General features: G+C 53.5%; 19 protein-coding genes. All 19 read right to left on the bottom strand.

Annotated elements, in window-relative coordinates:
* Nucleotides 1-76 precede the first annotated feature (76 nt).
* The 19 genes from J9880_RS21670 to tssB all read right to left on the bottom strand — a co-directional run bounded on the left by J9880_RS21670 (nucleotide 77) and on the right by tssB (nucleotide 22,005).
* Entirely contained in the window at nucleotides 77-796 is a 720-nt protein-coding gene (locus tag J9880_RS21670) for a hypothetical protein (RefSeq protein WP_232770736.1), read from the bottom strand.
* A 108-nt stretch (nucleotides 797-904) separates the two neighbouring features.
* The gene (locus J9880_RS21665; RefSeq protein ID WP_232770735.1) at nucleotides 905-1,663 is read right to left on the bottom strand and encodes a hypothetical protein; all 759 of its coding nucleotides are present in this window, start codon (nucleotides 1,661-1,663) and stop codon (nucleotides 905-907) included.
* 79 nt (nucleotides 1,664-1,742) lie between these two features.
* Nucleotides 1,743-2,393, bottom strand: a complete 651-nt coding sequence (locus J9880_RS21660) for a YopT-type cysteine protease domain-containing protein (protein WP_095925670.1) — start codon at nucleotides 2,391-2,393, stop codon at nucleotides 1,743-1,745.
* A gap of 89 nt (nucleotides 2,394-2,482) precedes the next feature.
* Nucleotides 2,483-3,823, bottom strand: a complete 1,341-nt coding sequence (locus tag J9880_RS21655) for a VasL domain-containing protein (protein ID WP_232770734.1) — start codon at nucleotides 3,821-3,823, stop codon at nucleotides 2,483-2,485.
* Between the two features lie 14 nt (nucleotides 3,824-3,837).
* Complete coding sequence (gene tssH, locus J9880_RS21650; protein WP_232770732.1) at nucleotides 3,838-6,408, bottom strand: type VI secretion system ATPase TssH; 2,571 nt, start codon at nucleotides 6,406-6,408, stop codon at nucleotides 3,838-3,840.
* A gap of 45 nt (nucleotides 6,409-6,453) precedes the next feature.
* Nucleotides 6,454-9,891 (bottom strand): type VI secretion system protein, encoded by a 3,438-nt coding sequence (locus J9880_RS21645; RefSeq protein WP_232770730.1) that lies wholly within the window; start codon nucleotides 9,889-9,891, stop codon nucleotides 6,454-6,456.
* Nucleotides 9,892-9,897: 6 nt separating this feature from the next.
* Nucleotides 9,898-10,524, bottom strand: coding sequence for a DotU family type IV/VI secretion system protein (locus J9880_RS21640; protein ID WP_131693048.1), 627 nt, complete (start codon nucleotides 10,522-10,524; stop codon nucleotides 9,898-9,900).
* Entirely contained in the window at nucleotides 10,521-11,915 is a 1,395-nt protein-coding gene (gene tssK, locus J9880_RS21635) for a type VI secretion system baseplate subunit TssK (RefSeq protein ID WP_232770729.1), read from the bottom strand. Before tssK ends, J9880_RS21640 begins: the two co-directional genes overlap by 4 nt.
* Nucleotides 11,915-12,490 carry a type VI secretion lipoprotein TssJ gene (locus tag J9880_RS21630; RefSeq protein ID WP_232770727.1) on the bottom strand — a complete coding sequence of 192 codons (576 nt, stop codon included), beginning with the start codon at nucleotides 12,488-12,490 and terminating at the stop codon, nucleotides 11,915-11,917. Before J9880_RS21630 ends, tssK begins: the two co-directional genes overlap by 1 nt.
* The gene (gene tssA / locus J9880_RS21625; RefSeq protein ID WP_131693045.1) at nucleotides 12,487-13,551 is read right to left on the bottom strand and encodes a type VI secretion system protein TssA; all 1,065 of its coding nucleotides are present in this window, start codon (nucleotides 13,549-13,551) and stop codon (nucleotides 12,487-12,489) included. Before tssA ends, J9880_RS21630 begins: the two co-directional genes overlap by 4 nt.
* Nucleotides 13,552-13,562: 11 nt before the next feature.
* Nucleotides 13,563-13,862 carry a PAAR domain-containing protein gene (locus J9880_RS21620; protein ID WP_095925663.1) on the bottom strand — a complete coding sequence of 100 codons (300 nt, stop codon included), beginning with the start codon at nucleotides 13,860-13,862 and terminating at the stop codon, nucleotides 13,563-13,565.
* Nucleotides 13,862-14,377, bottom strand: coding sequence for a DUF6931 family protein (locus tag J9880_RS21615; protein WP_232770725.1), 516 nt, complete (start codon nucleotides 14,375-14,377; stop codon nucleotides 13,862-13,864). The genes J9880_RS21620 and J9880_RS21615 overlap by 1 nt, the downstream gene beginning before the upstream one ends.
* 11 nt (nucleotides 14,378-14,388) lie before the next feature.
* Nucleotides 14,389-16,302, bottom strand: coding sequence for a type VI secretion system Vgr family protein (locus J9880_RS21610; RefSeq protein WP_095925661.1), 1,914 nt, complete (start codon nucleotides 16,300-16,302; stop codon nucleotides 14,389-14,391).
* A 3-nt stretch (nucleotides 16,303-16,305) separates the two neighbouring features.
* Nucleotides 16,306-17,253, bottom strand: a complete 948-nt coding sequence (gene tssG / locus J9880_RS21605; RefSeq protein WP_095925660.1) for a type VI secretion system baseplate subunit TssG — start codon at nucleotides 17,251-17,253, stop codon at nucleotides 16,306-16,308.
* Nucleotides 17,244-19,046 carry a type VI secretion system baseplate subunit TssF gene (tssF, locus tag J9880_RS21600; protein ID WP_232770724.1) on the bottom strand — a complete coding sequence of 601 codons (1,803 nt, stop codon included), beginning with the start codon at nucleotides 19,044-19,046 and terminating at the stop codon, nucleotides 17,244-17,246. The genes tssG and tssF overlap by 10 nt, the downstream gene beginning before the upstream one ends.
* 12 nt (nucleotides 19,047-19,058) lie before the next feature.
* A complete protein-coding gene (locus J9880_RS21595) occupies nucleotides 19,059-19,475 on the bottom strand; it encodes a GPW/gp25 family protein (RefSeq protein ID WP_131693041.1) in 417 nt (138 codons plus the stop codon).
* 53 nt (nucleotides 19,476-19,528) lie between these two features.
* Nucleotides 19,529-20,020 carry an Hcp family type VI secretion system effector gene (locus tag J9880_RS21590; protein WP_095925657.1) on the bottom strand — a complete coding sequence of 164 codons (492 nt, stop codon included), beginning with the start codon at nucleotides 20,018-20,020 and terminating at the stop codon, nucleotides 19,529-19,531.
* Nucleotides 20,021-20,047: 27 nt separating this feature from the next.
* Nucleotides 20,048-21,529, bottom strand: coding sequence for a type VI secretion system contractile sheath large subunit (gene tssC / locus J9880_RS21585; protein ID WP_232770723.1), 1,482 nt, complete (start codon nucleotides 21,527-21,529; stop codon nucleotides 20,048-20,050).
* Nucleotides 21,526-22,005, bottom strand: coding sequence for a type VI secretion system contractile sheath small subunit (gene tssB, locus J9880_RS21580; RefSeq protein WP_095925655.1), 480 nt, complete (start codon nucleotides 22,003-22,005; stop codon nucleotides 21,526-21,528). The genes tssC and tssB overlap by 4 nt, the downstream gene beginning before the upstream one ends.
* Nucleotides 22,006-22,322: the final 317 nt, after the last annotated feature.

Here is a 22,322-nt window from a genome sequence, read left to right as displayed (position 1 = left end):
TCATTGATGACGCTTTTCTGACTCAATCCCGCGTTTATCCACAGCGGTGTGAGAATCATCGCCGCGAAGTTTTGCATTAACGGGAAATATCTGTAACCGGAATACCTGGATTACATTTTTTCATCCGGTCAACTAACTTATACAACCTTTCGTTAGCCTCGATTGTCATTTCCCGGCTCGCACGTATGATCTTAGGTGCTACAAAAATCCCTGCTATTTTTATGTCACTCGTCGGCGGTAGTCCCTGATAAGTGTTAATATTCGGTCGGCCAATAAGCAATATCTCATTATGCCATTGGTAATTAGTTTTCTTAAGTATCTTCCCGGGTGGTTGAATTTGATTGTAACCACCAGGCGCCATGATCTCTTTATTTTTGCCTTTACCCTCGAAAATTTTGTCAGCAAGAGAAAACCGATCATAGACTTTGCCGGTACCGGTATTGACACCTGCATGATTAGGGAACCAGATATCATTACTGAACGTCCCCAATATATTTTGCACCGGTACATCGAGAACAAATCCTGCTTCAAAAAACAAGCCTGATTGCGATCTGACCGTAAGCCCGCGCCCCAGACGGAAGCCTCTCAGCACAGCATCCAGGTCAATGAATGAACTTGAAATGACATCCCAGGTTTTAAAAACCTCTCGGGCAGGTCTTGTCAGTAAAGGCGAGGACCCATAGTTTATCGAAATGGTATGAATAAGAAGTTGTCTTTTCTTATTGCGTGCGTCCCATTTTTTTAACGTTTTGACTTTGTCAGCATCAGGTGACTTTAGTTGTTTATTTCCAAACATAATGTAACTCCATTATATGATGACTATTAATAAATATACTTTTAACAATTTCACTCTTTTTACCACCTGATTTTTCACTTGCATAAATCCTTTGTGGTAATATCAAAATCAAATAACCATATGCCCACCAATGACACGTAACTTGTTTGATTTCCTTGTTAATTCCGGGCTACTCACCCTTGGATTTCTATCTGCATCCATACGATGAAATGCCAGTATTTTGTTATCTCCTGACTCCCAATATAAGGCATAGGCTTTTTTATACTGGGGTAATTTACTTTCTGAAAAATAAATCAACAATACAATTCTTGATAAGGTTTCAGCATTATTCAAAGGAAGGCTGTGCTTTTCTCTGGCATAACGATGTAAGTCTTTTACCGACCACGGTGTGAACAAACCCGATGCCTGCTTTTCCATACTGATAGAATAGGCGTTGTCCTCTGTATTTAAAACCAGATGGCTTAACTCGTGAATCACCGTTGCAGCAATATCATCAATATGCATGCGTCCGGTGCGCAGATAAGACAATGCAATATATTTCTTCCGGACACCATTATTGAAGTCTCTGGCATCCGTCGCTTTCACGTATCCGACAGTGCCCCCTCCTGCCTCATACAACTCTTCTGCAACATCAAAATGCTCTGGTGTTAAATTTTCCATCTTCCTTTTAATTTCATTCAGAGAATGAATGAGTTTTTTCACCGTCGCAGAATTATTTTCATTCAACAATTCATTGAGGATCTTTTTGGTTTCCTCTGATAACTTACTCCGCCCCAGGGCCTTCAGGGCAATATGCAACTGTTGCTTAGCATTCGCTATGACAAAGGGTAAGAGTATTCTTAATCTTTCTTCTGCCGGATGCATCATTTCTATCCATAGTGAAAGCACTTGCAAATATGCCTAATTAATTATTTTAACCAGTTCCGCCGCACGGCTTTTTAAAGAATTACCGTCCAAAACAGGAAAATAATCCGCCACGCTTTTTTGGAGGGCCAAGTTTCACAATATCCCATGCTGCGTCAAAATTGCTGTAATACTTTCGTATATGGTCAGTAAAGAATGAGGAGAAATGATCTTCATGTATCTTCAGGAATGAACCGGTATTGGCGTCAAAAAAATCATACCACTCATTTTTCTGGGACCAGGCCATGCTATGCGCAGACCCGGTTGAAAAGATACTGATAACACCATACACCTCAGCACTAAAACAGGGCTTAATTATTTGATTTGCCAGTTCATTGGCTAAAACATAACTGGAACCATTATTATAAGCTGCCTGAGAATAAATGAATTCACATCCCCGGATCCCGCCCCAGCTACGAAAAACCCCTTCGGTGACTCTCAGTTGCTTCATCATATATTCCTTGTCGTCACCATTCCACGGCGTGCGAATGATTCTCCGGTCCATTGATTCTTGCCTGGTTAACACCCGGGATTTAATTTTTGTCCTTTCACTATACTTATTAAATCCTCTTTTCTTGATCTTTGAATCAAGCCATGTGAGAGATAGACCAAAACATAGCCCATCCAGACTACCAGAGAAAATATTTCGATTATCGTCAATATATTTACTTTGTGAGAATGCTTTATTTTTCATCGTTAACCCTTAATAAAATTTTATCGTGAAATATAATCATCTAAATTGTAAAAATGAAATTATGGCAATTAAAAATTGCCTGAACTCGATTACTCATTCACCAAACCGTTCGCATTCAGTGCGTCGATTCGTTGCGTAAATTGTTTTAAAAGTGCCGGATTCCCTTCCCTGTGATTTTTCTTATTCTCCCGGATCGTCCATAACAATGTTTCTGCGCTGGTCCCATTACGTTGCAGATCCTGACGTATCTGGTATACCGCCGTTTTCAACTCCGACACGGTCATATATTTGCTCTGTTTTTGCTCGGCGTATAGCAGGCGGGCTTCCAGCTCATCCAGATGTTTATTCGCCAGCACATAGCCATCCAGTGCCGGAATATCCCCCGCCTTTTCGTCTAATGTGCGCTGCCATCGGGCACTGTATTGATTTCCCGGATAGGCCTTTTCCAGATGGTCAGACAATTGCTCCCCCTGACGCAGCAACGCTTGTGGCGGTTGCGCACTCAGCCATTCGAGAACCGGCGCAGCACGCGCCAGGACCGCCTCTTTTTGCGCCTGCAAATCGGCATCCGGTGCATGATTCCAGGCGTCATTCAACTGATGTTCGCTGTGTTGCAGTGCCAGTAACGGGGCGCTCAGCGTTTCACTGAAACTCAGCGTCTGCGAGTAACACCATAACGCGGCAACTACCGCGCAGAGCGCGATCCCCGCCGCCATTCCCCCCAGCGCCCACCATAACGGACGCAGACGGGTTTCCACCGCCAGCCGGATTTCTGCCGGTTCGGCATCCTGTACGATTTCAGCCACCGGCGCGGGCGCCTTCTTCTCACTCACTGCCGGCGGCGTGTTTTCTGCCGCGACCGGTGCGGTTTTCGTCACGCTGACCTGTGCCGGATACGGCACAGAACGGCAGCGAACCTGCAGGAAATAATGCAGATTGTTCAGGGAGTCGTGGCTGCGCGATTGCAGGTTTTTAGACTGACTGCACAACACGCCGATGCTTCTTTCTACCTGACACATTTCCGTGCTGTTTTCCGGCCCGTATTCCAGCGTATAGATATGGGTCGCCACATTGGCACTGAACCAGTCGATGAGTTGCTGACGCTGCGAAACGGCAGCCACCGGCGGCCAGCAGCGTTGGCTGTTGTGGGTGAAGGCTGTCGACAGCAGATCGAGCGCCAGCGCCAGCCCCTTCCAGCTCTTCAGCCGCAAATTGATCAGACAAAACCACATGCCGCTTTGCAGGTCATAGCCGTATTCATGGAACAGCTGAAAACACCTTTCCTCCAGCGCATGCCAGTCCAGCCTCGCGGGAAGGGTCCCGTTCAGCGGGCTGAGTTCACTGCTCAGCAACAGGAACGCTTTACTGAGCCGTGGATCATGCCCGTTGATTTTCAGCGCCCGCAAATTCACCCGGTTTTTCATGGTCATCCTTTTCCTGTCGTTCAGACGGGTTGTTTCGCCGCAGCACGTTTCGCAGCAGGCTGCTTCGTCAGCGTGAGCTGATCTTTACTGACGCCCACCTGCAAATGGATATCCGCTTTGTTTTCCACCGCCAGCAGGCGGTCGGTCAGCAACGGCAGCAGTTCCCGGTTAAGGACCGCGTCAATTTCACGCGCCCCGCTTTGCTCGACCTGACAGCGGCTGGCAATGAACTCCACCACTTTTTCACTGTACGTCAGCGAAGAATTGCCCTCACCGGCACCGGCAAAGCGTTTACACACTTTGTCGATTTTGAGACGGATGATTTTCGCCAGGGTATCGCCCACCACCGGCAGGTAAGGGATCAGTTGCAGACGCCCCATCAGGGCCGGACGGAAGAACTGGTCGAATTCAGGACGCAGCAGTGCGGTCAGCGCGGTCTGATCGGGGTTTCCGGCAGCGCAGGCGGTCATCACCAGATCACTGGCCAGATTGCTGGTCAGGATAATCAGGGTGTTGCGGAAATTGATCAGCTGGCCTTCGGCATCTTCCATCACGCCTTTATCAAAGACCTGATAGAACATCTCCATCACGTCCGGGTGGGCTTTCTCGACTTCATCCAGCAATACCACGCTGTACGGGCGACGGCGCACGGCCTCGGTCAGCACGCCGCCTTGTCCATAGCCGACATATCCCGGCGGTGAACCTTTCAGGCCGGACACGGAATGGGCTTCCTGATATTCGGACATATTGATGGTGATTAAACTTTGCTCGCCACCAAAAAGCAGATCGGATAAGGCCAGCGCCGTTTCTGTTTTCCCGACACCGGACGGACCGGCCAGCATATAAACCCCGGTGGGTTTAACCGGATCCGCCAGATTGGCGCGCACGATGCGGATTTGCTGTGCAATGGCCGCTAACGCGTGGGACTGGCCGATCACCCGGCTTTCCAGACGCGCGACCAGATCACCGAGCTGTTGCTGCTCTTTTTCCATCATCCGGCCCAGCGGAATACCGGTCCAGCCGGCAATCACATCGGCGACACAGATCGCGTCCACGCAGTCATACACCAGCGCCTGATCTTTATGCATCTCAGCCAGTTGCGCGCGTAAGACGGCAATTTGCGCCACATCGTCAGTGCCGTTAATCTGCGCCACAATGTCCTGCTGCTGATGCCAGACCGGCAGCAGTGTTTCTAAACTCTGCGTGAGTTCGCTTTCGCGCTGATCCAGCCATTTCAGCCTTGTGGCGTTGTCGCCCTCTTTCAGCAGACTTTCCCGCTCGGTATGAATGTTGCTGAGCAGCGCGTTGAGATCTTCGATCTCCTTCGGTTCGTGGCATTGCGAAATCGCCACGCGGGCGCAGGCGGTATCCAGCAGGCTGATGGATTTGTCCGGTAACTGACGGCCGGAAATATAACGGCTGGAGAGGCGCACGGCGGCGACCAGCGCACTTTCGAGGATCTGCACGCCATGATGCTGACTCAGCGCCGGTTTCAGCGAGCGCAGCATCGCCGTAGCGGTTTCTTCGTCCGGCTCTGCCACCTTGATCACCTGAAAACGGCGGGCCAGTGCGGCGTCCTTCTCAAAGTATTTTTTGTATTCCGCCCAGGTAGTGGCGGCTACCACGCGCATCTCGCCGCGCGCCAGCGCCGGTTTCAGCAGGTTCGCGGCATCGTTCTGCCCCGCCTGACCGCCTGCCCCGATCAGCGTATGCGCCTCATCGATAAACAGAATGACCGGCGACGGATAGTCCTTCACTTCGCGCAACAGGGTTTGCAGACGGTTTTCGAATTCACCTTTTACGCTGGCACCGGCCTGCAGCAGCCCCATATCCAGCGAAAGAATTTCCATTTTCTGCAGGGCTTCCGGCACGGTTCCGTCGACGATACGCTGCGCCAGCCCTTCCACCAGCGCGGTTTTCCCCACGCCCGGTTCGCCGGTCAGGACCGGATTGTTCTGGCGACGGCGCAGCAACACGTCAATCAGCTGACGGATTTCCTGCTCACGCCCCAGCGCGGGATCCAGCGCCCCGTCGCGGGCCTGTCCGGTCAGGTTGCGGGTAAATTTCATCACCGCGGAATCCGCGTTGTGACTGGCCGCTGCCGGATTAGTCATGACCTGAGCCGGTGCGCAGGCTTCACGCAGCAGGCGGTCGGCGCGATCGGTCTGGCACAACAACGCCTGCTGTAATGCCGGTGACAGGTGGATCTGATTGTCTTTTTCAGCGGCAATCAGACTGCCCAGAAATGCCTGTACCGGCAGCTGAATGTGTTGCCAGCAGGCACTGGCGTGTAACCAGGATTTCTCCAGATGTTCGACCAGCAATTCGGACAATACCGGGCTGCGCGTATTGCCGCTTCGCAGGTGATTAAGGCTGACTTTCAGCGCATCGACCAGGGCATCGCCACGCAATCCGGCGTTCAGACAAAGTTGCTCAATCAGCGCGGGCTGACGGGTCACCAGGGCGAGCAGCAAATGCTCAATGTCCACTTCGTGATGCGTGCGGCTGACGGCCAGACTGATCGCGGCATCAAGGCACTCACGCGCCTCAACATTCATTTTCTCTACAATTTTCTTCAGGTAGTTACCCATACATCATCCTGTGTAATTTTTTCTAACGGCGTCCTGTCCGGACGCTCAGTGACATTCGGTGATACGGACAGGCAATTGTGAGAACGCGCTCCTGAGTGCCGTTGGCCGTTGTTTTTCCGCTTTTTTAGTGCCCGTTTCCTGCTGCGCCACGGCGTTGTCATTCAGTGCCTGACGGCGTTCCTGCCATTGATGCCAGTTATCCTGTATCGCATTCTGCGAACCGACCTGATAACGCACCATGACTTCGCTGATGCCCAGCGCCGCCAGTTGTGCAGCCTCATCCGGGAAATCTTCCGCTTTGAAGCGGTGCTGTCCGTCGGCGATGTCGTGCAGGAAATCCGGCCAGGCCGCGTCGCCAAAGTATTCGTAAGTCAGGTCAAAGCCCGGGAATTTGATCACCAGCGTGGCGCGGCTGCAATGCCCCGGACGCCAGCGGAATGCCGCCTGTTCGCTGAAGTTCATGCTGTTGAGTTTCCACTGTTGCTCATCGCAGAACAGCGTCAGCCCGGTGCCTGTCGGCATCAGCCGCGCGCCGCCCGGAATGGTGGCTGGCAGGCTTTTAAGCGTCAGTTCCAGCGGTTTGGCTTCCAGTGCCGCCATCTGGGCTTCGAGATCGGCCTGTTCCTCTTTCAGGGCGGCCAGCGCATCGTCATCGCGGGTATTTTCACGTTCCGGCATCGCCAGCACGTCATCCGGACGCAGCACGTGGTTCACCATCCGCAGGAATTCCGGCGTCAGGCCGGGCGTATGTCCGTTGAATTCACCGGCCCGGGGTCCACCGTCACCGACAACCAGCACACTTTTCGCCGGTCCGCGGATAAAGTCAGACAGGTATTGCCACGCCTGATCTTGCTGATCGTCGTATTCCAGACGGCTGGCGTTATTTTCCATCGGCCACAGCACCCGGCTCTGCCATTGCTGCTCCAGCCAGCAGGCGGAACGTTGCATGGCCTGCGCCACCAGCCAGTGCGCATCGCTCTGATACAGCGTCCATACCGCGTTGGTGGCAAAATCATCGCGCTCGGCAGACAGGCTTTTACGCAGCACGTTAAAACGGCTGTCCAGCAGTTGCAGCGGATTGCTGTCGCCCGCGGCACCGGTCTGGAACAAGCCGCGCGTCAGCCGGTCGCTGCTTTTCGGCGTGGCGAACACGTCGGAAACCGCCGCATGCACGCTGGCTTTCCACGCATTCCAGTTCTTCACATTCAGATCCGAAAGCACCGGTGTCAGCGTTTTGCTGTCAATTTTCAGCAGTGCTGACATTTTCTTCTGGATGGATTGCTGAATCTTACTGATGCGCGGCACCAGCGCCCCCGGTACCGGCATAGCCTGTAACTGATTTAACCGGCGCAATTCACGCAGCCAGAGCGCGGCATCCTGAGCACGGATGTCGTCCAGTTGCTCACTGACGTAACGGGCAAATTTCATCGACTGGCTGTGGCCCTGATCGAGCGCAATCAGCGCGGTTTGCCACTGTTCACCGCTCAGCACCGGTGCCGGTTGCTGGTTCATCGCCAGCATCATGGTCATCCATTGGGTCTGGCGCAGTGCAGGCCAGCGTTGTTCAAAGGCTGCCAGTTCAGGCATCGGAACCTGTTCATCGCCAGCGCGGCGGATCTCATCCAGCCAGCCCTGAATTTGCGCGGTGCCCTGCTTCGTCCACAGGCAGCTGACCTGCGTTTTGTCCTCAGACAAAGGCAGGAAATCGGTCAGGTTCACCGGCGTCAGCTCCTCTGACGGTGCCAACAGCCATACCATCTGCGGATCACTGTTGACCAGACGCCCCAGTAATTCACGCAGCACCACTAACTGCTTTCTGCCCCCCGGCTGCTGTATCAGGGCGCGCTGCAACACCACATCCTGCTGACGGGATAAAGGCACCGTGGCGCCCGTCATGCTCAGCGCCGCCGGAACCGGGGGCTGGGTGAGCAGTTCACTCACCGGCTGTTTTTCCCACATGGCCTGTTTGGTGATCAGGGTGCGGGCCAGATCCAAAATCAGCGCGCGTTTTTGTTCAGGCACCGCATCGGTGAACTGTTGCTGGTAGTGATCTGCGGTCTCGCGCAGGTTGACGGTGTCACGCGGTGTCATCGCAATAATGCTGGCTTCAAGCTGCTCATGACGGTGATGAAGCACCGGCACAAAGGGCAGATAGTGCAGCGGATGACGGCGCCAGCCTTCGATATTCTCAATCTGCTGAACCTGCGCCGTGGTCTCCATCAGCGCCGGTGTCCCTGCGGTAAGACGGCCGGTGAAATAACCGGCGATCAGCAGATAGGTAATCGCCAGCGCACTGAAGGTCATCGCGCCCCATTTATGCAGATAACGGCGGCCAAACCCGACAGGTTCGACTTCACGCTGACGACTTAACGTCGGCAATAACCGCGTCATCAGTTCATGGATAAAGAAAGCCTGACGCGACGCGCTGTTTTTGCTGACCGGCTCGGTGGCGGTAAACCAGATCCCGCCCAGTGCCGCAGGCTGAAAGTAAGCGTCCGGCTCACACAATGCCGCCAGATAGCGTTGCAGCGCCGGTTGCAGTTGCGGCAGTTGTTCCGGGAAATCCATCAGCGCCAGCGTATTGGCATCCGGTTCGCCACCGGAAAGCATGCTGACGCGTACTTTATCCAGCCCGTCTTTCACACACCTGAACAGCGGATCCAGCAGTGCCGGATCCTTGCCATCGACGATCGGTGAACTGCGCCAGTAATACCCCAGCGGCTGCTGGCGTTGGGCGGCCGAAAGCTGACGGGTCCAGTGGCTAAAGCCGGGCATGCGGTCACAGCAGGTAATAAACAGGTATACCGGCAGACGGCGTTTGACTTTGCTGACCAGCGGCTCAATCTGCGTGCGGATATGCCGCGCATGCAGATGCAGATCCGCGTCATCTTTTTCCAGCAGTTCGCTGACGGACACGCACACCACAATGCCTGCGGGCGCGGGCAGACGTCCGCACCAGTTCACCAGCCGCAACCAGCCGCGCTCAAAGGCCGGGGTTTTATTCAGAAACTGGCTGGAGAGATCGAGAAAACCCGCAGAGCGGAAGAACCACCAGCGTAAGGTACGGGTCGGCACCACCAGCGAACTTTCCGGCTCATTGGAAAATAACGGCAATCCCGCACCAGCCATCAGCGTCGTTTTACCGCTCCGCCCGCCGGTCAGGACAAACCAGGGGATCGGCTGCTTGCGCCGTCTGATGCGTTTAATGACCGCGGCACCGGTTTTCCAGTGCTCGAATAACACATATTCCAGCCGGGTAAGTTTAAATTTCGCTTTCAGGCCGGAAATATATTTCGCCTGTGCAATACCTGAAACAGAACCCCAGACAAAGCGGACCAGTAAAACGGCAATAATAACGATCAGCCACAATGCGAACGCATGCAGCAATGACCGTTCCAGAAACACGGACATGACGACACAGACAATAAGCAGCAGACACAGGAATAACGCCCATGCGGCAAAGGAAACTAATTTTTTAAACATAGTGTGTTATCCGAAAAATATCCCTAAGCCGGCGAGCAGCATTAATAAGTAAATAGCCAGCGGCAGGGAAAACAAAAGCCCTTTACGCTGACGCAGTCGCTTCTTCACCGCTTTATTTTTTTCACCGCCACCGGCTTCCTGCTCTACCAGCAAGGCGTCGTTCGGCCACTGACGCCACTCTTCCGGCAGACACTGGCGTTCATCATTAATCCGTTGTTGCAAAAGCTGCGCATCCTGAGAGGTGTATTTCCCGTGGAAACCCATCAGCAGACAGAACAGATAGACCATTCTCAGTTGGGTATTATTTTTATCTGTCTTATCGAGCCGTTCGAAAAACGCCTCGCCGCCGACAGAAATATCAAAATAATATTTTTGCAACAGACTGCTGCGCCATTCCTTCACCCACTCTGCGCGGGAACGTAATACGCGTTCATCGACCCACAGCACCACGGAAAAATAAGCATCTTCACATTCAGCGGTTTCGTGATGACGTTCTGATTCACGCAATGCCTGCTGTAATAACGTAATGCTTTTTTCACGAAACGCGCTGTAATCCGGATATTCCTGCGGATCAATAAAAAATGCCGTTACATAGCGGAACAGCGGTAAATAACAATTGAGTAAACTCATCATGAGGGCACCACAAATATCACTTGTACCTGAAGGTCTTCCGGCATATCAGGCCAGTAGAAGGAAATACTGCTGTGCTGCCGGGCTTTGCTCCACAGTTCGCTGTCCTGTTCGACCAGGAAATAGTGCGAATCGCTGCGGTTAGGCACACCACGCGGAGGCTGCACGCAGCGTGTGACCGGAATACCCGGCAACGCATGCTGGATCAGCGGTTCAATCATCTTCGGCGAGGCCAGTTTGATGCCGCCCGGATTTTTGATCTGACGGTTTTCCATCGGCATATTGGCGGAACGTAACAGCAGCAGTACCGTCTCCGCATTTTTGCTCTGCGTACTGTCAAAGCTGCCGGTGAACACACCCTGAAGATCGTTCTCCAGCGTAATGTAAGTATTGTCTTCAAGTACCAGACTGTTCAGCAGCGTAATCAGCGTCTTACGGGCGCTGTCGAAACAACTCAGCAGTTCATTATGGTTGTAGGCGTGCAGCGGGTTTTCGCCATCGTGCCACTCCCCCAGAAAGGAGCAGCTGTCATTGAACGAAGAGAGATCGCCCACCAGCTGGCACAAAATGTTGTAGACCTGCCACGGATGAACCTGACGCGCCTGGCAAAAGTTTTTCAGTTGCGGCAGCACCCGGTTAAGGGAGCGCATCGCCAGCAACTGCGTCACCTGATCGCCACGATCGGCGTCGCTGACCAGCCGCTCTGAGCGTTTGTATTCCTCAAGCTTTCTGGCCCGCGCACTCAGTTCGAAGTAGATGGTGTCAATCATCTTGCCGAGGCTGAACGACCCGAACAAAGTGACGGAAGGCGGCGAGAATGTCGGATCGAGGATCACCCGTTCGTTTTCGTAACGCAGGCGGGTCAGCGGAATGCATTCGCAGTCAACCGCATCGTCTTTTTCCACGTCTGTCAGCAGCCTGACGTTATAGCAAAGGCGGGCGACGGCAGCGTCCGGCGCATGGTCATAGACATCTTTCATCACCCGCTCTTCGCTGGTATTGATCCAGCGGGTAACGGCGCGGTCGTGCTCTTTTTCCAGCGTGGTGACGTTGCTGTGCAGCGGATCGAAGCGCCGCACCGCCAGCCAGAGGGTCAGCGGCTGATCGCGTTGCTTCCAGAGTTCACGAAAGTTGCGTTGCTCTACGCGGCTGTTGCCGGGCTGCGACAGCAGGGTGCCGCCCGGCAAAATGCACCGGATCTGCTCAACGCTGATCACATAGTCGTTCAGCGCTGCGTCGTTAATGCTGACCTCAATCAGCCCGTGATTATAGGGCTGCGCCAGACGCAGATGTTCTGCCAGATTCCATTCGTAATGCAGATCCAGCGACTGAAAGTGCTGCGGTTGCAGGTAAAGTCCGGAATGCCAGTAGATCTGCTGTTGTTCTGGATACATTATTTTTTCTCTCCGGCAGCAGGGACATCTGAGCTGACAATGCTTTCACTGCCTAACGTGACAGAAAGCGTGAGCGGCGTTAAATGCGCCTGCCAGACCGGTTCCCACCAGCCTGTGCTTTCAGCGGCCACCGGGACTTCCGCGCTGACCATATGTTTTTTCACCGGGAAGGGATAGTAGCCCGCGACCAGCGCCACATTGCGGGTATCCTGCGCGCGGTCGATATGCACCGTGTTGGTTTGCCCCGGCATCATCACGTAACGATCCACCTGCAAAACATCCCCTTCGCTACCGGCACCGGCAAACAGACTTTTCAACGTTGCGGGGTTGCCCAGTATCTTATCCAGCGCAGGTTTGTCTTTGGTTTGCAGCAGCAATACCGTGCAGCTGTTGGGCATGTCGTTCAGGCTGTTCAGTCCCGGTTCCGCCCGCAGTTGCAGGGTGATGGCGCCGTTGGCGAAAGGCGCGCTCACCTCGCCGACCGCCTTCTGGCGACCTTCCTCGTTATCTGTCGCACAACCTGTCAGCAGCATGACAGCCAGCATCAGCCCGGCCAGTCCCGTTATCCCCCTCATTCTTTGCTATGCCCTTTCAGTACCTTGTTGATATCTCGCATGCTGCTGTCATCCTGCAACATCTCTTCCAGCCATTCGGTCAGTGTCATCGCCGCCCAGCGCGCCGCGCGCTCCATCAGAAACGGCACCGGGCTTGACGGCTCGGTCTGACGGAAAAAATGGGCAATTGTCAGCATCTGGCTGATGGCCAGATCCCGCGACATGGTTTGTTTTTTGGTGTTGTTGATCAGCGAACTGACGTCAGTGTCCGGCTCATCCTCGTAAGGCGTTAAGACGTTCAGCGTCATGACGTCGTCATAAGCGGGTGCCGCACGATCAAACAGGCGTTTTACAAATTCCTGCATTTCGGCGATGGCACTGCGCGTCTGCCCCATCGCCAGAGAATCAGCCTGCGGATTCAGCTGGCCGTAAGTGGTTTCCAGCTGATCCAGCGCGGTCACCATCTGGTTTAACATCTCGTTCTGCGCGGCGACTTTTTGCGGATCCAGCGTGGCGGCCCAGCGGTTGAACGTCTCCATCGAGAAATCGTCGTCACTGCCCCGTTCGGCGGCACTGTCCGGTTTCATCGTCACGCGGTGTTCATAGGCGAGCACTTTGCGCCAGTGATCCAGCGTACTTTCCGGCTGACCAAACAGCGGATGACAATGCAGCAGTTGCGCCAGCTGGCGATCCAGACGGTTGATCATGCCATGGCGGATCACCAGGCCGTCCTCATCCTGTTCCGGCCAGCCGTTTTGCCAGTAAGTCTGGATAAACGGCGTCAGAAAACCGACGCCCTCCAGCAGCCCCGCGATGCCGTGTTGCTGGCTCAGACCTTCGATCAGCCAGCAGGCAACCTGAAAATCTTTGCTTTCCGCCTGCAACACCTTCGTGCTTAAGCGAACGACTTTGCTCCAGTCGGCTTTTCGTAATTCCGTGGCCCATTCGCCCTGCGGCAAATAGTCAGGATCGCTTTCCCGCGCCTCACGGATCTCGTTATAGACCTGCTCATATTCCATATTGCGGCCACCGGGCTGATCGTCACTGACCGGGGCGAGCAAAGACTCAACATTCATTATCATTTCAATACACTCTATGAAATCAGTACGGTCGGACAACCCGCAACAATGGTTCCGCCATGCGCCGTGCTGTCGCCCATGCGCGCTGCGGGTTTACCGCCAATCAGCACTTTCGCGCTGCCCTTGACGACCGTATCCGGTGGCCCGACACACACCGCCATCGATCCCATCGTCGCGGCGGGCATTCCGCCAATCAGCACCGTGGGCGTACCGGGCGTGGTCACCGGCCCGCCAACGTGAGGGATCGGCGGCAGGCCGGGCGTCACCATCGGGCAAACATGCATATCGCCCACGCGGGCAGCGGGTTGTCCCATCAGTGGCCTCCCTGCACGGCATGCCATTGCGCCAGTAATGTCTGTGCGCCTGTCAGAGGGGCGTTTTCCGCCGCGATCCCCACGCTGAGTAATTTCAGGGCGCAAAGCAGCATCAGTCGGGACAAATGCGCTTCAGGGTAAACCGCATCAAATTCCGCAGGCGTCATGCTGCCGTCCATCCAGAACACCGCTAAACCGAGTGCACCAACCGGCGTATCAAAGCCCAGCTGTTCTGCCTGCTGGAAAATACGGAAGCGCCGGTCGTCATCGTGTTCCGCCAGCCACTGCCGGATTTCACTGGCGCATTGCTGCACCGGCTGCTCTGCAGATCCCGGCTGGTTCAGCGCCTGTTGCAGCGTCCATGCCAGCAGTTTCTCTTGTGGAGAATCTGCAACCACACTGGCCAGTGCGTCTTCCCATTGTTCGGTCATCATCAGTTGCGCGGCGTTTTCAGCCCCGTTTTGTCGCGGGTTATAAGCCGCAAGCGCGTCCGGCGTGAGCAGTTTTGCTTTCATGTGATTTTTCCTCAGCCAATCATCGTCACGCCGCCCTTGATCTGGGTCATACCACTCCCCTGAACAGTGACCATTGCGCCTTTAAGTTCTGCCGTGCCTTTCCCTTCGATTTTGATCGTGGTGCCGCTCAGCGTGATGCCGGAAGGAGAAAGCGTGATTTTGCTGCTGCCGACTTTCAGTTCGATCGACTGGGTGGATTCGATGACGCAGGCTTTGTCCGCTTTCACCGTGCTGCCGCCCCCGCTGATTTTTAGCTGATGATTACCGCTGGTCAGGCTTTCCTGCAGGTTGCCTTTGATGTCCAGGCTGTAATCGCCCTGTTTGAGCGTCAGGCTGTCGTTCCCTTTGGTGAGTTCGGTCGTGCGGTTTTCGCCAATGGTTTGTGTGACATTTTTGGCGATGCTGCCGGTGACATCGTTTTTCACCGTCAGCAGCAGATCTTTTTGCGAGGTGATGATCAGCCGCTCTTCGCCTTTTTTGTCGTCAAAGCGCAGTTCATGCCCTTCTTCAACGTTGCCGTTCACGGAACTGCGCGAGACAAATCCGGCATGGTTTTTCTCTTCAGGCAGACTCAGCGGCGGTTTGTTTTGACCATTGAAGACCGATCCGGTCACCAGCGGATAATCAGGGTTGCCGTGCACAAAACTGACCGTGACTTCGCTGTTGACGCGCGGCAGGAACATGGCGCCAAAGCGACCGCCCGCCCACGGCTGGGAAACCCGTACCCAGCAGGAACTGCCATCGTCGTGCTTGTTTTCGCGATCCCACGGGAACTGAATTTTGATGCGGCCATATTCGTCCGTATGGACTTCTTCTGATTTCGGCCCGACCACAATGGCGGTCAGAATACCGGCGATTTCAGGCTGTTTTGTCAGGCACGGCGGACGCCATGACAGGCTGTCTTTCAGCACCGTCAGCGCGTAGCTGAAATCAGGTTGCCCGTCGTCAATGCTGCTCGAAGCCTGCATATGCACCGACCTGATGCGGTAATTCCCCTGACAGGACGGATGCCCGCTCAGCTGGAATTTATCGCCGCAACCTAACCACCAGGCGCTGGCTTCGGCATAGAACTGCTGATTATCCGACTCAAGCTGTTCCATTTTCAGGCGCGCGCCGGATTGCAATACGTCACGTTTTTCATGACCGTGCGCATCCACATAACTGACGCCCGGCACGGAATACTCCGCCACCACGGCCTGGGATTCCCCTTCCACACTGGCCGCCTGCACCATGTTGAAACCTTTGAGCGTGACGGATGAGGCCGCCAGCGAAGCACTCGCGACCCAGCTCAGGATCCCGACGCCATCGCCCCGCCCCTGCAAAGGCATAAAGGGTAATTCTGCCGTTTTGCCGGACTGATGACTGGACGGGTGATCGGCCAGAACCAGCGTGTGCTGTCCGGCATCGTGCTGGAAGAAGTAATAGATCCCTTCCTGTTCGAGCAAACGACTTATAAAGTCGAAATCGGATTCGCGATACTGAATGCAATATTCACGCGGCTGATACGTAGCGCGCAGGCGCAAATCAATGTGACTGATGTTCTGCTGGCGCAGCAGTTTGCACACCAGATCCGGCACGGTCATGTTCTGGAACACCGCCAGATTACGCCCCAGACGCAGCAACGCCATCCGGGGTTCCAGCGTGCCGGTGAAGGTGCTGATGCCATCGACATTGTTGTCTTCTTCGATGCGGGTCAGCACGCCATGCACGTAACGTTTTTGGTTGCCCCGGCCAATCTCACAGGCCATTTCATGCCCCAGAAAACGCCCCATCTGCGGGGTGACCAGCGAGGTACGGAACTGGATCTGATAACGGAAAGTGTCCGAAAATTGTTCATCGCCCTCGATGTGCATCAGCGTCAGAGCATCCGCGGCATCGCCGACAAACCGGATAAAGCGGTTGTCTTGTCCCAGTGATTTTGCCATTTTTTATTTTCCTTCCCGGCAGACGGGTAAACGAATTTTATGCTGGCCAGCACCCTCGGAATGCCCAAGGCATATATCCAGCCCGAGTTGCCCGCATCCCAGCGGAGTGATGATGTTCGACGTATTTTCGATCAGCAGATCAATATCAAAATCCAGCCCCTGCCCGACGTATTCGCGGATGTGCGACCACAGGTGCGGGTAGTGTTTTCCCTTCGGCAAAAACAAACCGGCGTTTTTCATCGGCACCGGCCCCAGCGTCACCGTAAAATGTGACTGCCGGTCCCAGTAAACGCTGCCGAGCATAGGCGCGGCGGCAAGCGTTTGTGTCGGTTCTCCCAGCCGGCAACACAAGGCCGGATCCATCACCTGCCACCCACCGGTAAAAGGCGTGACTTTCGCTGCCACGGCAAAACGGTGTCGTAACCAGGTTTCAATGTTGAGCATGGAGCGGACGGAATGGGCGAACAAATCCGCAAACTGCTCCTGTTGCAGAGACGGCGTGCTGGCCGCCACGCCGGATAAGGCGCGGATGGCCTGACTCAGCGGCCGCGTGGCGGTGAATTCCGCCATGGCGTAATAATGATATTTCTGCCAGGCGAGATAGCGCAGGCTGTGCAGCCGGTGGTTAAACATATCCAGAAAGGCTTTGGCCGTTTTATCGCCGTGGCGGTAATACCGTTCGATCATCCATTCGGTGTAGACCGTCGGTAACGCGCCGAGCGCGCCTGTCAGCCCGTGGGCGGCTACCTCAACCTGCCAGCGCTGCTTATCCAGCGGCGTGACCTGCGTAATGTCGCCTTTCGGCGCATCCAGCGAGAGCGGCGAAATAAAATAAAGCTGCTCTTCGAGAACCTGTTTACTGTCTTTGCCCTGCCCGCGGGTCAGCCTGCGCAACATCAGACGCACCTGCTGGAAAAAGTTATGCGGGCTGAGGATTTTGCTCAAATCCATGACAGTCTTCCCGCCCGGACCGGCCAGATACGTGCGGTTTCTCCCGGCGCGTCAATGCAGGTGATCACCCGGGTGAAACTGTTGACCGGCGCGTACAGCGCCAGAAACGAATCGATAAAGCGGCACAGCAGGAAATACTCCACCTCTTCGGCCGCCTCGCGGGAAAATGTCACGCGGATTTCTATCCCCCGCGCCATAGAACGCGGATCCAGCGGGGCCAGCCGGGTGATCACCGGGCTGGATTCGACATGCTGGATCAGGTTGATCAACCGGCTGATGCCCGGATTATCGACAAAGTTGTACAGCGCCAGAGATTCTTTCAGCACACGGGCGCCTTCCGGCCCGCTGATCAGCATGTGGTTGAGCGAAAGCTGAGAAATTAACCGCCAGCGCGTGGCCTGTTTCACCGGCGGCCTGACCGGCAGCGTCGGGCGCGTCAGTGCCATAATCTTCATGCCCGCAATCGGCAGTTCCGAATCGAAATCACCGTCAGGGTCGCCATTGCGCATGGCGGCCGGAATGTCGCGATTGGTGCAGGTCAGGTTCATGCTGACAATGTCACAACCGGGCGCCAGGGGCTTCTCTCCCCGGTCAGAAAACGCGATAAACAGCGTGGAGGCGACGCCATGGTTTTGCATGGTTTCACGGCGCATGGATTGCCAGAACAGCCCGGTCTCTCCGTCACTGGCGGAATGGTCTAAACCAAACAACGGATAAATGGGGCGGGACTGCGTTTCGTTGCCCTGTTTGCGCATTGCCGACACGCCGTCAACCGACCAGACGTCCATCGCATCCTGATGGCGGATATCGGGGATCACCGGATATTCCGCCGTTTCGTGATCCGGCGAAATCGGTTCGGCGCGATGGGCGAAGAGATTGACCGCGGGCGTGCAGTTGAGCAGAAACAGATTTTCGTTCACCGCACTGGCTATTTTTTCCAGCTGTCGCGCCACCATGCAGCGGTTGAATTTCACTACCAGCGAGAGGTCATCCTGACTGCCTGCCACGACGCCCGCAGGCAGCGGCATATCAATAAAATGAAACTTTTGCGGAAAGAAAAAATAGTCCTGCAACAGGCTGTGGGTCGGTGAAACCCGCGAGTCGCCCGCGAGCAAACCTTCATTTTCGCCGAAACCGACAGCCCGGAGACTCTCCGGTGGCAGCGTATGGTGTTGCCCCTGCAGGAGAACAGAAAGTGACGCCACTTCGCTGCACAGCAAGGTATAAAGAATGTTCACGATCCGGCTGGCCCCGCTGAGATGCAGCCTCAGGGAATCCGCCGCCAGCGTGGCACCCGGCCACACCGACAACTGTATTTTCAGACTCCAGCTCATGTCATCGGCATCCAGATGCAGGCTGGCTTTATGCAGGCTGACCGGCTGAAGCGTGACCGGATAAGTGGTGCGGAAACGGCAAATCTGACCGTTGACCGGACGCGAATACAAGGCCGTTCCGGCATCAATGTGGTTGCTGGCCGTCAGCGCGCTGATTTTGATATCCGGCTGCATCTGTACGACACACACCGACGGAAAAGGACGCAAAAATTGCGGCGCCAGCACGGTCAGTAATGCATCGGTCACTTCCGGCATATCTTCATCAAGACGTTGCTGGATCTGCGCGGTGACCAGCGCAAAGGATTCAATAATTCGCTCGATATGCGGATCTTCAGACGTGCCTTCTGACATCCCTAAACGGCGGGCGACTTTGGGAAAATGGCGTGCGAACGCCTTTCCCTGCGTTTTGAGGTAAGCGAGTTCATTCTGATAATAAGAAATTAATTTTTTCGCCAACATTAGAATTACTCGTTAGTCACGCAGAGAAAATTGACTGATGACATCGTCCCACATAAGCCGGTAACGGACTTCGCCTGCGAGTGTTTCGGCGTCAATGATGAAGGAACAAAGACTTCCCAGTTCTTCACCTGGCGTTACACAGACGTTTTTTAATCTGGGTTCAAAGCGCTGTAATGCGGTTTCAATACGTGATTGCATAATGGCATTGCGCTCAAGACGCGGTGTATCGCTGGCAAAAACATCACTGACGCCATAATTAAGGATCGACGCATTAATTAACGGAATATCGTCAATACGGTAACTTCGGGGGCGGGAAGACAAAAGCAGCAATATCTCATCAATGAGTGTGCTGCTTTTGTCTTCTGCCTCAGAAATATCATTCTGGTCTTTCGGATTATTATCTGATAATTGCTGCAATAAACTTTTCATCTATAAACCTTAATACAGTGCACGCTTGCGGCGTGCACTGTTGTTTTGAAAAATTACAGCTTGGTATTTTCAACCAGGTTCCAGCCCACAGGACCCTGTTTGCTGGTTTTGCCATCTGGCTCAACCATATTGGTTTCGAATGTCATCTGACCAAATACGAAGCTCAGATTTTCACTCGGGATATCGCCTTCAGAATAGGCATTAAAGTTGTAGCTGTTCAGCACACAGTTTTTGTAGGTCAGTTTCAGCGCTTCAACCAGTTTCTCGCCCTGGAACAAGGCCTTAACAATCACGATCTGCTTAACGTTGCTGCCTTGCGCAACCATATTGGATAACTGAGTAGAGGTGGTATCCATTGCTTTTGAGAATGAAATCGCATCAAAGTTAACGCCATCGCTGTTAACCTGACCGCTGGCATTATCAATTTTAGCCGAGCAGTAAACACCGAAATTCATATTCTCAACAGCGATCCAGCCTTCATAACCTTTATTGCTGACAGTACCTTTAATACCTTCAATTTGCATAAAAAGCGATTCAGTAGCCATTTTATATCCTTATTTTAACGATTATATTTATGCACCCGTCGATGCAGGAAGTTCCGCTACCAGGCGCAGCGACATGCTTAGCCCTTCAAGCTGGAAATGCGGTTTTAAATATGCAACGGCGCGATAACTGCCCGGAGAACCTGGTACATCAACAACTTCAACCACAGCCTCACGCAACGGATGGCTTGCTTTAATCGTTGGTCCTACATTATCTGAACCTACAACATATTGGTTGATCCAGTTTTGCAGGAAATTCTGGCATTCAGATTTGGACATAAAGCTGCCCACTTTATCGCGCACGATGGATTTTAAATAATGAGCAAAGCGCGACGTCGTCATAATATATTGCAACTGGCTGGACAATTTAGCGTTTGCATTGGCCAGTTCAGAATCATATTTGCGCGGTTTATTGGTCGATTGCACGGCGAAGAACGCGGCATAATCGGTGCCCTTGCAATAAATAAGCGGAATAAAACCAAGTTCAGCCAGTTCCTTTTCGCGACGGTCAGAGATCGCCACTTCTGTCGGACACTGCATGACCTTTTCGCCGGTCTGTGAAATGTAGTTGTAGGTTGGCAGGGATTTCACCAGACCACCGCCTTCCACGCCGCGGATTGCCGCGCACCAGCCGTGCTCTTCAAAAGCTTCCACCATACGGCCCGCTAAATCGTAAGCCGCGTTGACCCACAGGTAGCTGGCACCGTCGTTATTTTCGTCAATTTTCTCTTCGAAATTGAACGCCTCCACGGACACGGTTTTCGCACCGTAAGGCAGACGGCCAATGACGCGTGGCAGCGTCAAACCGACATAGCGTGAGTCATCGCTCTGGCGGAAGGATTTCCAGCGGGCATAGTCGGAGGTTTCAAACAGCTTGCCCAGATCGCGCGGACGCGGCATTTCGGAGAAGGATCCCATAGCAAACATGCCAGGATTCGCAGCACTCAGGAATGGCGCGTGGGCTGCGGCGGCAACATGGGAAATGTGCTCGAGCAACTGAACATCTTCCGGCATGCAGTCGAATTCAAAATCGCCGACAAAAGCCGAATACGGGTCACCGCCGAAGGTGCCATATTCACTTTCATAAATACTTTTAAATAAGGAAGACTGATCAAAGTCGGAGGCTGATTTAAAGTCACGCATCAGCTCTTTCTTGGTGCAGTTAAACACGCGCACTTTGGTGTTTTCTGTGACGCTGCTTTGCACCAGTTTGTGCAGACCGCGCCAGGAAGATTCCATACGCTGGAATTCCGGAGCCTGAATAATTTTGCTGACCTGAGCAGAGAGCAGTTCATCAATGGCCGCAATGCGGGCTTCGATGCTGCCGACCAGATCATTGGACACGATGACCGCGCCGGATGCCACTTCCGACAGGAAGTTATCCAGCTGACTTTTCACTTTGGTCCGGTCGGATTCGCGGCGGATGGCCTGGGTATTGTCGATAATCTGATCAAGATAATCGCCGGATTGCTCCGCCTGGGCAGAGGCGTTCATCACCTGGATATCGCTCATTCTGCATCTCCTTTGGCGGATTCTGCGTCTTTCGCGATACCTTCCAGCAGCTCAACCAATTGCTCTTTCAGGCGATCATTGCTGGCGGTGCGGTTGCGTAAATCGCTCAGTTGCTCACGCAGTTCAAGCAGCTTGCGCAGCGGCTCAACCTGCATCACCACGTTTTCCGGAGAAAAGTCGTCCATGCTGTTGAATTCCAGAGCGACCGCCATCTGGCCTTCTTTTTCTGGCAGGGTACTTTCCACCAGCATTTCGACTGCCGGTTTCATCCCTTCCATCACATTATTAAAGTTGTCTTTATCAATGTGAGTGAAACGACGGTCACGCAGTGGCATATCGTCTTTTGCGAAATCCCCGATCACCCCCATCACTAAAGGTAATTCTTTTTTGGATTCAGCGCCGCCGACTTCAACGTCATACGTTATTTGCACGCGGGGAGGCCGCGCTTTGCTCAGTTTATATTGTGTATTACTCACGGATAAATCACCATAAAGTTTGAGGAGGTAAAATTATGCGGGGATAATAAACAGTAATTAAGAGATTTCACATATCACTCTGCTTATTATTATATTAACCACCTCTAAATAACTGAGATAAAAACATTTAAAAACAACAAGATGCGTAAGCATTCATTTTGTTAAAACAGTGAATTGAGGAGAGGGAAATGATTTATCGTGACAATTGAAAAAAAGCATTTTTCCTTTAGAGAATAAAACCTATTTTATTATCCCAAGATAATTTCTGTTACATATTATTTGCTTTGAATTTTCTTTGTGAGCAGGTATTACAAATA

It is taken from the genome of Rahnella victoriana, assembly GCF_021276285.1.
Classification (GTDB): Bacteria; Pseudomonadota; Gammaproteobacteria; order Enterobacterales; family Enterobacteriaceae; genus Rahnella; species Rahnella victoriana.
This window is presented reverse-complemented; position numbering and strand designations above follow the sequence as displayed.

Coding starts and splice junctions, on each gene's coding strand:
- J9880_RS21590 (WP_095925657.1), bottom strand. CDS start 20,020: ATGGCTACTGAATCGCTTTTTATGCAAATTGAAGGTATTAAAGGTACT.
- J9880_RS21620 (WP_095925663.1), bottom strand. CDS start 13,862: ATGGGACAACCCGCTGCCCGCGTGGGCGATATGCATGTTTGCCCGATG.
- J9880_RS21665 (WP_232770735.1), bottom strand. CDS start 1,663: ATGATGCATCCGGCAGAAGAAAGATTAAGAATACTCTTACCCTTTGTC.
- tssG (WP_095925660.1), bottom strand. CDS start 17,253: ATGGATTTGAGCAAAATCCTCAGCCCGCATAACTTTTTCCAGCAGGTG.
- J9880_RS21645 (WP_232770730.1), bottom strand. CDS start 9,891: ATGTTTAAAAAATTAGTTTCCTTTGCCGCATGGGCGTTATTCCTGTGT.
- tssH (WP_232770732.1), bottom strand. CDS start 6,408: ATGGGTAACTACCTGAAGAAAATTGTAGAGAAAATGAATGTTGAGGCG.
- J9880_RS21670 (WP_232770736.1), bottom strand. CDS start 796: ATGTTTGGAAATAAACAACTAAAGTCACCTGATGCTGACAAAGTCAAA.
- tssF (WP_232770724.1), bottom strand. CDS start 19,046: ATGTTGGCGAAAAAATTAATTTCTTATTATCAGAATGAACTCGCTTAC.
- J9880_RS21630 (WP_232770727.1), bottom strand. CDS start 12,490: ATGAGGGGGATAACGGGACTGGCCGGGCTGATGCTGGCTGTCATGCTG.
- tssC (WP_232770723.1), bottom strand. CDS start 21,529: ATGAGCGATATCCAGGTGATGAACGCCTCTGCCCAGGCGGAGCAATCC.
- J9880_RS21655 (WP_232770734.1), bottom strand. CDS start 3,823: ATGACCATGAAAAACCGGGTGAATTTGCGGGCGCTGAAAATCAACGGG.
- J9880_RS21660 (WP_095925670.1), bottom strand. CDS start 2,393: ATGAAAAATAAAGCATTCTCACAAAGTAAATATATTGACGATAATCGA.
- J9880_RS21610 (WP_095925661.1), bottom strand. CDS start 16,302: ATGGCAAAATCACTGGGACAAGACAACCGCTTTATCCGGTTTGTCGGC.
- J9880_RS21615 (WP_232770725.1), bottom strand. CDS start 14,377: ATGAAAGCAAAACTGCTCACGCCGGACGCGCTTGCGGCTTATAACCCG.
- J9880_RS21640 (WP_131693048.1), bottom strand. CDS start 10,524: ATGATGAGTTTACTCAATTGTTATTTACCGCTGTTCCGCTATGTAACG.
- tssK (WP_232770729.1), bottom strand. CDS start 11,915: ATGTATCCAGAACAACAGCAGATCTACTGGCATTCCGGACTTTACCTG.
- J9880_RS21595 (WP_131693041.1), bottom strand. CDS start 19,475: ATGAAAAGTTTATTGCAGCAATTATCAGATAATAATCCGAAAGACCAG.
- tssA (WP_131693045.1), bottom strand. CDS start 13,551: ATGATAATGAATGTTGAGTCTTTGCTCGCCCCGGTCAGTGACGATCAG.